A 10076-nucleotide genomic window follows, 5' to 3' on the forward strand; every position below is an offset into this window, starting at 1 on the left:
TGCGATCTTTTGATCCTGATTTGCCTACAGGCAAGTCGCCAACGCCGCCAACCGGCGCTTGGCCACGAAATCATCCTTCTGTGCGTAGTAGCTCAACACCGTACCCGAGGCATCGGTGGTCACGTCGACGAAGGACTCCGCCGAACGGGTATAAACGGTCGTGACACCCTTCTCGCCAGGCTCCAGATAGGCGGCGGCATCCACGCCGAACACAGCCTCGTCCTGCCAGGAAAACTGCACGCACTGGGCGACGTCCTTTCCCGGTTTTTCCGAGTTCAGGGTCTTGTACGGGGCCTTGGTGCGGGCGTCGTTCATCGCCGAGCTGGCGCATCCGGCCAGCAACGTCACGGCCAGCGCCACCATCAGAATTCGCATTGCATTCACTCATCGGGAAAAAGCGGACTTTATCACCCCGCCAGCCCGTATCGTTCTGCTTTACTGCATTTATACCGCGACAGCGCCCATCGATTCGCGCACCCTGTCGCGCCAATAACGCCCTATCGCACCCCTGACTGGAAATCTGATGACACCTAATGCCGAGCTCTACAAACCGAGCACTGAATATGCCGACAAGCTGATCAGCCAGATCGGGCAGACGCCGTCCTGGATCGCCAAGCGAATCGGCGTCACCGACAAGCGGATTCGCTACATCCTCGACGGCGAAAGAACCGTCAAAGGCGAAACCACGCCGATCCAGATGACCTACACCGAGCAGTTTGCCCTCGAATGCCTGGCGGCAGCAGCCAAGGCCAGCAAGCAGCAATCCTCGTAATCCGTTCTCAAGGAGCGACCATGGCGGCAACCGAGCAGCAACATGAACAGGCACTGAAGCGGTTTCTCGACGAACGCCCCGAGTTGCGCCACGACCTCGACAACCTCAACCCGTTGCAGGCCCAGGCCAAGGGTGAAACCCCGGCGCAGTACCGCGACGAACGCTTGCACGAAGCCTTCGAAGCCGAGGCAGAACGCCAAGGATTGTTCGCCTGGGAACTGACGCTGCAACTGACGGCTGCTACGGCCGAAGACTACGAAGCGCAGCGCCTGGAAGTGCACCGGGAAGTCGCGGAAATGGCCGGTATGGACTGGCTGGAGTATTGCGAGTTGAATGGGTTAAAACCCTGAGCACTGTTCAAGGATGCCGTCGCCAATGCTGCCCAACACCGCCAGGACCCACGCCAGCCCCGGTCACTTGCACACGCAGAAATGGCGTGGGCGCATAGGCCTGAGCCTGGTGGCCATGCTCTCGGTACTCGCCGGCATGACCGACGCCATCGGCTTCATGGCCAGCGGCGACTTCGTCTCGTTCATGAGCGGCAACACCACCCGGATGGCGGTCGCCATCAGCACTGGCGATCTTGGCTTGACCCTGCGCCTGGTGATTCTCGTCGCCACCTTCATCGTCGGCAACGCGCTGGGCATTATCGTCAGCCGCCTGGGTCGCCGTCGGGCCCTGCCGCTGCTGTTGTGCATCGCCACCCTGCTGTGCGCCGCCGCAGCCTGGCCTTATGACGCGCAACTGCCGGCCCTGCTGGCGGCGATCATCGCAATGGGCATGCTCAACGCCGCGGTGGAAGAAGTGAACGGTCTACCGGTGGGCCTGACTTACGTCACCGGCGCCCTGTCGCGTTTCGGCCGCGGGCTGGGCCGCTGGATGCTCGGCGAGCGCCGCAACGGCTGGCGCGTGCAGCTGATCCCATGGACCGGCATGTTCGCCGGCGCGGTACTCGGCGCCGTGCTGGAACATCATCTGGGACTCAAGGCGTTGTTTGCCAGTGGCCTGCTGGCTGCCGCGCTTGGGGTATTGTCGTTGAAGATCCCGCGGCGCTGGCAGTTGGGGTACATGCCGCGCTGACACCTCCCCCCTGTAGGAGCTGCCCCAGGCTGCGATCTTTTGACTATGATTTTTTAAAAACAAGATCAAAAGATCGCAGCCTGCGGCAGCTCCTACAGGGGGTTTGCGGGTATATGGCAGGTTACTTTCGCCGCCCCGCCGATAAAGCATTATCATGGCCGCAGTTTCGCTGATCGAGTCTGTCATGAAGTTCGCCATCGCCGTGTTTTCCGCCGCCCACGCGCCCTCCTCGCGCCGCGCCCTGCTGTTCGCCCAAGCGGCGCTGGCCGGCGGGCATGAGATCGTCCGGCTGTTTTTCTATCAGGACGGCGTCTACAACGCGTCCGCCAGCGTGGTCACGCCCCAGGATGAAGCGGACTTGCCCAAGCAATGGCGCGCCTTTGTCAGCGACCATCAACTCGATGGCGTGGTGTGCATCGCCGCCGCCCTGCGCCGTGGTGTCTTGAATGAAGAAGAAGCCCGGCGTTATCAGCGCGAGGCCGTTGCCGTCGGTGCGCCGTGGGAATTGTCCGGCCTCGGCCAATTGCATGACGCGGCGCAGGATGCCGACCGCCTGATCTGTTTCGGAGGCGCATGACATGGCCAAATCCATATTGATCATCAGCCGCCAGTCGCCATGGTCCGGCCCGGGCGCGCGGGAAGCGCTGGATATCGTGCTGGCCGGCGGTGCCTTCGATCTGCCGATTGGCCTGTTGTTTCTCGATGACGGCGTGTTCCAGCTCGCCGCCGGCCAGAACGCCAAGGCCCTGCAACAGAAAGACCTGAGCGCCAACCTGCAAGCCCTGCCGCTGTTCGGTGTCGAGGAACTGTTTGCCTGTGGCGACAGCATCACCCGGCGCGGCCTCGACCCGAGCAGCCTGGCGCTGGAAGAAGCCCGAGTGTTGGCCGCCGACGAAATCACCGCCCTCATTGACCGTTACGACCAGGTGATCACCCTCTGATGTCGACTTTGCATGTGTTGTCTCACTCCCCGTTCGGTGACGAACGCCTGACCAGTTGCCTGCGTGTGATCGGTACCAACGACGGCTTGCTGCTGTCCGGCGATGCCGCCTATGCGTTGCAGCCAGGCACCGAACCGTTCACGGCACTCAGCACCCGTGGCCTGAAGCTGTTCGTCCTGGCCGAAGATGCCCAGGCCCGTGCGCTGGTGGTTCCGGACTGGGCTCAGGCGATCGATTACCCGGCCTTCGTCGAACTGTCGATTCACTATGACAAGGTCAACAGTTGGCTATGAATGCATTGACGGTCGGCGCTCGCGCCATCGAGCTGGACAAGGACGGTTTCCTGGTTGAACTGAATGATTGGTCTGCCGATGTGGCCAGTGCCCTGGCGGCGGCCGAAGACATCGAGTTGACGCCCGAACACTGGGAAGTCCTCGAACTGCTGCGCAGTTTCTACGCCGAGTTCCAGCTGTCACCGGCCACCCGCCCGTTGATCAAATACACCGCATTGAAACTCGGCCCGGACAAAGGCAACAGCCTGCACCTGAACCGACTGTTCAAAGGCACCCCCGCCAAACTCGCCGCGAAGCTGGCGGGCCTGCCCAAACCGACGAATTGCTTATGACCGATTACCCAGCACTGACCCTCGAAACACCCGCCGAGCACCCGTTCGCGCAGTTCGTGCGGATCCTCGGCAAAGGCAAGCGCGGCGCCCGTGACCTGACCCGGGCCGAGGCCCGCGAGGCCATGGGCATGGTGCTCGATGAAAAGATCGAGGAAACCCAGCTCGGCGCATTCCTGATGCTGTTGCGGCACAAGGAAGAAAGCGCCGAGGAAATGGCCGGGTTCACCGAAGCCTTGCGCGAACGCCTGAACCCTCCGGCGCTGGCGGTGGACCTGGACTGGCCGACCTACGCCGGCAAGAAGCGGCACTTGCCGTGGTACCTGTTGGCGGCCAAATGCCTGGCGCAAAACGGCGTGCGGATTTTCATGCACGGCGGTGGCGCCCACACGGCCGGTCGCCTGTACAGCGAGCAACTGCTGGGTGAATTGAACATCCCGCTGTGCCGCAACTGGCAACAGGTCGGCTCGGCACTGGATAACGGCGGCCTGGCCTTCATGCCGCTGGTGGACTGGGCACCGCAGCTGCAACGGATGATCGACCTGCGCAACACCCTCGGCCTGCGCTCGCCGATCCACTCACTGGCGCGGATTCTCAATCCGCTGGGCGCGCGTTGCGGCCTGCAGAGCATTTTCCACCCCGGCTATCAGGCCGTGCATCGCGATGCCAGCGGCTTGCTCGGCGATACCGCGATCGTGATCAAGGGCGATGGCGGCGAGATCGAGATCAACCCGGACGCCGACAGCCATCTGTACGGCACCACTGGCGGCGTGAGTTGGGACGAAGAATGGCCGCAGTTGTCGGCGCAGCGTCACGTCAAACCCGCCTCGCTCGATCCCGAGCACTTGAAAGCGGTGTGGCGTGGCGAGGTGGTCGACAGCTACCCGCAAATGGCCCTGATCTCGACCATGGCCCTGGCCCTGCGTGGACTCGGCCAGAGCCGCGAACAGGCCTTTGAAACCGCCGAACAATACTGGGCCGCGCGCAACAAATCGATTTAACCGATCATTCGCGCCCGATCTTTGCGCTTTTTGTTCGAACCCATGGGAATAGACTCGACTCCAACGAATATTGGCTTCTGGAGTCTTGAACATGGGTTTGTTAGTCGATGGCCGCTGGCAGGACAAGTGGTACGAAAGCAGCAAGGACGGCGCGTTCCAGCGTGAACAGGCGCAACGTCGCCACTGGCTGACCGCAGATGGCAAGCCGGGGCCGACCGGCGTCGGCGGTTTTGCCGCAGAACCCGGTCGCTATCACCTGTACGTGTCCCTGGCCTGTCCGTGGGCCCATCGCACCCTGATCCTGCGCAAACTCAAAGGCCTCGAAAGCCTGATCGACGTTTCGGTGGTCAGCTGGCTGATGCTGGAAAACGGCTGGACCTTCGACAAAACCCTCGGCTCCACCGGCGACAAGCTCGATCACTTCGACTTCATGCACCAGCGCTACACCGCCGATACCACTGACTACACCGGCCGCGTCACCGTGCCGGTGCTGTGGGACCAACAGCAAAAGCGCATCGTCAACAATGAATCATCGGAAATCATCCGCATGTTCAATGGTGCCTTCGACGACCTGACCGGTAACGACCTGGACTTCTATCCGGCGCCGCTGCGCGGTGAGATCGATGCGTTGAACGAGCGGATCTATCCGGCGGTGAACAATGGCGTGTACCGCGCCGGGTTTGCCACGTCGCAACAGGCTTATGAACAAGCCTTCGATGAGGTGTTTGCCGAACTGGACCGCCTGGAGCTGCTGCTGGACGCCAACCGCTATCTGGCTGGCGAATACCTGACTGAAGCGGACATCCGCCTGTTCACCACGCTGATTCGCTTCGATGCGGTGTACTACGGGCACTTCAAGTGCAACCTGCGGCGGATTGCGGATTATCCGAACCTGTCGAACTGGCTGCGAGAGATTTATCAGTGGCCGGGGATTGCCGAGACGGTGGATTTTGAGCACATCAAGAATCACTACTATGCCAGTCACCGCACCATCAATCCGACGGGGGTGGTGCCCAAGGGGCCGGCGCAGGACTTTACCGTGGCGCATGATCGGGAGCGGTTGAGCGGGAAAGGGGTTTGGCGAAAGGCCTGAGTCTGAGCTGAGTTTTGCGGTGGATGTGAGGGCCTCTTCGCGAGCAAGCCCGCTCCCACAGGGGATTTGTGTCGTTCACGAATCCAATGTGGGAGCGGGCTTGCTCGCGAATGGGGGCAACTCGGTCTCTAGACCTGCCCCTGAGCCCCTTCAAACCACGCCAGTTTCTCGCGCAGTTGCACCACTTCACCGACGATCACCAGCGTCGGCGCATGCACTTCATGCTCCGCCACCAATCGTGGCAAGTCGGCCAGGGTTCCGGTGAAGACGCGCTGATTGACCGTGGTCCCCTGCTGGACCAACGCCGCCGGGGTATCAGCACCGCGACCATGCTTGATCAGTTGCTCGCAGATGATCGGCAAGCCCACCAGGCCCATGTAGAACACCAGCGTCTGTGCCGGCGCGACCAGATCGGCCCACGGCAAATCGGTTGAGCCGTCCTTCAGGTGCCCGGTGACAAAGCGTACCGATTGCGCGTAATCGCGGTGGGTCAGCGGAATCCCGGCATAGGCCGCGCAACCACTGGCCGCCGTGATCCCCGGCACAACCTGGAACGGGATGCCATGGGCCGCCAGCTCTTCGATCTCCTCGCCGCCACGACCGAAGATGAACGGATCACCGCCCTTCAGTCGCACCACACGCTTGCCTTGCTTGGCCAGATCGACCAATTGCTGGTTGATCTGATCCTGCGGCACCGCGTGATCAGCACGGCGCTTGCCAACGTAAACCCGCTCGGCGTCGCGACGGCACAGTTCGAGAATCGCCGGCGCCACCAGACGGTCGTACAACACCACGTCGGCTTGCTGCATCAGACGCAGTGCCTTGAACGTCAGCAGATCGGGATCACCTGGCCCTGCGCCCACCAGATAGACCTCACCGGTCGCCACAGGGGCTTCGCCATCGATTTTCGCCTGGAGCAAACGCTCGGCTTCAGCGCCCTGCCCGGCCAGTTGCCGATCGGCAACCGGGCCCTGGAAAACATCCTCCCAGAACGCCCGACGCTGCTGCACATCCGGAAACAGGCCTTTGACCTGATGGCGAAAACGCGCCGCCAGGCCGGCCAGTTGACCGTAGGTGGAAGGAATCCAGGTTTCGATCTTGGCGCGGATCAAGCGTGCCAGCACCGGCGCATCGCCACCGCTGGACACGGCAATGATCAATGGAGAGCGGTCGACGATGGCCGGGAAGATCACGCTGCACAGGGCCGGCGCGTCCACCACGTTGACCGGCACGCAACGCCGATGGGCATCGGCGGAGACTTGTGCGTTCAGCGCTTCGTCGTCGGTGGCGGCAATGATCAGCCCGCAACCGTCCAGGTCCGTCTCGGCGTAGCCACGCAACAGGCACTCGCCACCGCTGCCGGCAACCAGTTCGCGCAGTTGTGCTTCGATTTCAGGTGCAACCACCCGCAGCTGCGCACCGGCATCGGCCAGCAGGCGGGATTTGCGCAAGGCAATTTCCCCCCCACCGACGACCAACACACGACTGCCGCGAAGGTTGTGAAACAGCGGCAGATATTTCATTTAGCCGATGACCTCAAGGCCACCCATGTACGGCTTGAGAACCTCGGGCACACGGATCGAACCGTCGGCCTGCTGATAGTTCTCCAGCACCGCCACCAAGGTGCGACCCACTGCCAGGCCGGAGCCGTTCAGGGTATGTACCAGTTCCGGCTTGCCGGTTTCCGGGTTGCGGAAGCGCGCCTGCATGCGGCGGGCCTGGAAGTCGCCACAGTTGGAGCACGACGAGATTTCGCGGTACTTGTCCTGGCTCGGGATCCACACTTCCAGGTCGTAGGTCTTGACCGCGCTGAAGCCCATGTCGCCGGTGCACAGCGCCAGGGTGCGGTAAGGCAGTTGCAGCAGTTGCAGGACTTTCTCGGCGTTGGCGGTCAGGCCTTCCAGCGCTTCCATCGATTTCGACGGCTCGACGATCTGCACCATTTCAACCTTGTCGAACTGGTGCTGACGGATCATGCCGCGGGTGTCGCGGCCCGATGCACCGGCTTCACTGCGAAAGCACGGCGTGTGGGCGACGAACTTGATCGGCAGCAGTTTCGAATCGACGATTTCGCCAGCGACGATGTTGGTCAGCGACACTTCGGCGGTCGGGATCAAGTACAGGTCGGCTTCGCCTTCGCGGGCGATCTTGAACAGGTCTTCTTCGAACTTCGGCAGTTGACCGGTGCCTTGCAGCGCCGGGGCCTGGACCAGGTAAGGCGTGTAGGCCTCTTCGTAGCCGTGCTCGGTGACGTGCAGGTTGATCATGAACTGCGCCAGGGCGCGGTGCAGACGGGCGATCGGGCCACGCAGCAGGGCGAAACGGGCACCGGACAGCTTGGCGGCGGTTTCGAAGTCCAGCCAGCCGAACTTCTCGCCCAGGGCCACGTGGTCCTGAACCGGGAAATCGAAGGCAGTCGGCGTGCCCCAACGGCGCACTTCGACGTTGCCGTCTTCGTCTTCGCCAACCGGCACGGATTCGTGCGGCAGGTTGGGAATGCCCAGCAGGATCGAGTCCAGTTCGGTCTGGATCGCGTCCAGTTCGACTTTACCGGCGCTCAATTCGCCCGCCATGCGCTCGACGTCCGCCATCAGCGGCGCGATGTCTTCGCCGCGCTGCTTGGCCTGACCGATGGATTTGGAACGCGCGTTACGCTCAGCCTGCAGTGCTTCGGTGCGGGTCTGGACGGTCTTGCGCTGTTCTTCCAGCGCTTCGATGCGCGCAACATCCAGCACAAAGCCACGGGATGCCAGGCGGTCCGCTACGTCCTGAAGGTTGCTACGTAACAGTTTGGAATCGAGCATGTCGGTTTCTCGTTTATCAAAGTTTGGTCAAGGACAGGCCGGCCCAGGTGGCAAGCAGCCCGCCGAATACGCTGAGTGCCGCATAGCCCAGGGCCAGCGGCACTTGCCCGCTTTCCAGCAGGCGCACCGTATCCAGTGAAAAGGATGAAAAAGTCGTCAGCCCCCCGAGGAAGCCGACCATCAACCCGGCGCGCACCTCGATGGGCACTTCCGGGCGTATCAAAAACAGACCGTATAGAACGCCGATCAGCAAACAGCCCACGATATTAACGGCCAGCGTCGCGGTATAGAAGTGCCGCGGCCAATTCGCGTTGATCCAGTTACCCGTGGCAAAGCGCAACAGCGTGCCGGCTATCCCGCCAGCGGAAACCGCAACGATCAAGGGAAGCACTATTTTCTCCGCTGCCGGGGGCTTAAACGGTCGAGTTTTGCCAGATGGTTGAGTTTTTCGCCGATCTTCAACTCCAGGCCACGGGGCACGGGCTGATAGAACGGAATCGGGTCGAGTTCTTCGGGGAAATAGTCTTCCCCGGCAGCATAAGCATCAGGTTCGTCGTGGGCATAGCGGTATTCGTCGCCATAGCCCAATTGCTTCATCAGCTTGGTCGGCGCGTTGCGCAGGTGCAGCGGCACCTCCAGCGAGCCGTGTTCGGCGGCGGCGCGCAATGCAGTCTTGAAGCCCATGTACACCGCGTTGCTTTTCGGCGCGCAGGCCAGATAGGTGATGGCCTGGGCCACCGCCAGCTCGCCTTCCGGGCTGCCAAGACGCTCCTGCACTTCCCACGCCGCCAGGCACAGGCTCAGGGCGCGCGGGTCGGCGTTGCCGATGTCTTCGCTGGCCATGCGCACCACACGCCGGGCCAGGTACAGCGGGTCGCAACCGCCGTCGATCATGCGCGCGAACCAGTACAGCGCGCCGTCGGGGTTGGAGCCGCGCACCGATTTGTGCAGCGCGGATATCTGGTCGTAGAAGGCTTCGCCACCCTTGTCGAAGCGTCGACGGGTGTCGCCGAGCAGGCTTTGCAGGAGCTCGGTGCCGATCTCGCCGTTGTCTTCGGCGAGGTCCGAGGCGTTTTCCAGCAGGTTGAGCAGGCGTCGGCCATCGCCGTCCGCGGCCGACAGCAGCATCTGGAAGCCTTCATCGCTGAGGGTCAGGTTGCGCTTGCCCAGGCCCCGCTCTTCGGTCAGCGCACGCTGCACCAGCTTGCGCAGGGCCGCTTCGTCGAGGCTTCTCAGCACGTAGACGCGGGCGCGGGAGAGCAAGGCGTTGTTGAGTTCGAACGAAGGGTTTTCCGTGGTCGCGCCGATGAAAATCAGCGTGCCGTCTTCGACATAAGGCAGGAACGCGTCCTGCTGGGACTTGTTGAAACGATGCACTTCGTCGACGAACAGAATGGTGCGGCGGCCGTACTGCGCGGCCTGCTGCTTGGCGATTTCCACCGCCTGACGGATCTCCTTGACCCCGGCCAGCACCGCCGAGACCGTTTCGAAGTGTGCATCCGAGACTTCCGCGAGCAATCGCGCCAGGGTGGTTTTGCCCACGCCCGGCGGTCCCCAGAAAATCATCGAATGCAGGGCACCCTGCTCCAGCGCCTCGCGCAAGGGCTTGCCGCGAGCGAGCACGTGTTCCTGACCAACGTACTCGTCCAGGTTGGCCGCGCGCAGGCGGGCGGCCAGGGGCTGGGCGATGGGGGTGCTGCGAAACAGGTCCATGACTATCTACAAAACCTCACTGGTTCTCTATCCCCTGTAGGAGCGAGCCT

Annotated in this window: 14 protein-coding genes; 9 read left to right on the forward strand and 5 right to left on the reverse strand. The window is 62.5% G+C overall.

Going from position 1 to position 10076, the window contains the following annotated elements:
- Positions 1–24 precede the first annotated feature (24 nt).
- A complete protein-coding gene (locus tag PMI26_RS08555) occupies positions 25–375 on the reverse strand; it encodes a hypothetical protein (protein ID WP_007977060.1) in 351 nt (116 codons plus the stop codon).
- Between the two features lie 148 nt (positions 376–523).
- On the opposite strand from PMI26_RS08555, the gene PMI26_RS08550 reads away from it, so the two are divergent.
- From PMI26_RS08550 to PMI26_RS08510, 9 genes are all read left to right on the forward strand, one after another.
- The gene (locus PMI26_RS08550) at positions 524–772 is read left to right on the forward strand and encodes a hypothetical protein (protein WP_007977061.1); all 249 of its coding nucleotides are present in this window, start codon (positions 524–526) and stop codon (positions 770–772) included.
- Between the two features lie 20 nt (positions 773–792).
- The gene (locus tag PMI26_RS08545) at positions 793–1122 is read left to right on the forward strand and encodes a DUF6388 family protein (protein ID WP_007977062.1); all 330 of its coding nucleotides are present in this window, start codon (positions 793–795) and stop codon (positions 1120–1122) included.
- A gap of 25 nt (positions 1123–1147) precedes the next feature.
- Positions 1148–1852 (forward strand): YoaK family protein, encoded by a 705-nt coding sequence (locus PMI26_RS08540; protein WP_007977063.1) that lies wholly within the window; start codon positions 1148–1150, stop codon positions 1850–1852.
- 184 nt (positions 1853–2036) lie between these two features.
- A complete protein-coding gene (gene tusD, locus PMI26_RS08535) occupies positions 2037–2429 on the forward strand; it encodes a sulfurtransferase complex subunit TusD (RefSeq protein ID WP_007977064.1) in 393 nt (130 codons plus the stop codon).
- A 1-nt stretch (position 2430) separates the two neighbouring features.
- Positions 2431–2793 (forward strand): sulfurtransferase complex subunit TusC, encoded by a 363-nt coding sequence (tusC, locus tag PMI26_RS08530; RefSeq protein WP_007977065.1) that lies wholly within the window; start codon positions 2431–2433, stop codon positions 2791–2793.
- Positions 2793–3086: a sulfurtransferase complex subunit TusB gene (gene tusB / locus PMI26_RS08525; RefSeq protein ID WP_007977066.1), complete on the forward strand. Its 294-nt coding sequence runs from the start codon at positions 2793–2795 to the stop codon at positions 3084–3086. Before tusC ends, tusB begins: the two co-directional genes overlap by 1 nt.
- Entirely contained in the window at positions 3083–3418 is a 336-nt protein-coding gene (locus tag PMI26_RS08520; protein WP_007977067.1) for a TusE/DsrC/DsvC family sulfur relay protein, read from the forward strand. The genes tusB and PMI26_RS08520 overlap by 4 nt, the downstream gene beginning before the upstream one ends.
- Complete coding sequence (locus PMI26_RS08515) at positions 3415–4416, forward strand: glycosyl transferase family protein (protein WP_007977068.1); 1002 nt, start codon at positions 3415–3417, stop codon at positions 4414–4416. The genes PMI26_RS08520 and PMI26_RS08515 overlap by 4 nt, the downstream gene beginning before the upstream one ends.
- A gap of 91 nt (positions 4417–4507) precedes the next feature.
- Entirely contained in the window at positions 4508–5509 is a 1002-nt protein-coding gene (locus tag PMI26_RS08510) for a glutathione S-transferase family protein (RefSeq protein ID WP_007977069.1), read from the forward strand.
- A gap of 128 nt (positions 5510–5637) precedes the next feature.
- Here PMI26_RS08510 and cysG read toward each other — a convergent pair whose 3' ends face one another.
- Genes cysG through PMI26_RS08490 form a run of 4 tightly spaced genes read right to left on the reverse strand, consistent with a single transcriptional unit; the run spans position 5638 to position 10026 of the window.
- On the reverse strand, positions 5638–7032 hold the full coding sequence (cysG, locus tag PMI26_RS08505) for a siroheme synthase CysG (RefSeq protein WP_007977070.1): 1395 nt from the start codon (positions 7030–7032) through the stop codon (positions 5638–5640).
- Positions 7033–8313: a serine--tRNA ligase gene (gene serS / locus PMI26_RS08500; RefSeq protein WP_007977071.1), complete on the reverse strand. Its 1281-nt coding sequence runs from the start codon at positions 8311–8313 to the stop codon at positions 7033–7035.
- A gap of 16 nt (positions 8314–8329) precedes the next feature.
- Entirely contained in the window at positions 8330–8704 is a 375-nt protein-coding gene (crcB, locus tag PMI26_RS08495; protein WP_007977072.1) for a fluoride efflux transporter CrcB, read from the reverse strand.
- A complete protein-coding gene (locus PMI26_RS08490) occupies positions 8704–10026 on the reverse strand; it encodes a replication-associated recombination protein A (RefSeq protein WP_007977073.1) in 1323 nt (440 codons plus the stop codon). Before PMI26_RS08490 ends, crcB begins: the two co-directional genes overlap by 1 nt.
- Between the last annotated feature and the right edge of the window lie 50 nt (positions 10027–10076).

This window comes from Pseudomonas sp. GM33 (genome assembly GCF_000282295.1).
Lineage (GTDB): Bacteria > Pseudomonadota > Gammaproteobacteria > Pseudomonadales > Pseudomonadaceae > Aquipseudomonas > Aquipseudomonas laurylsulfatiphila.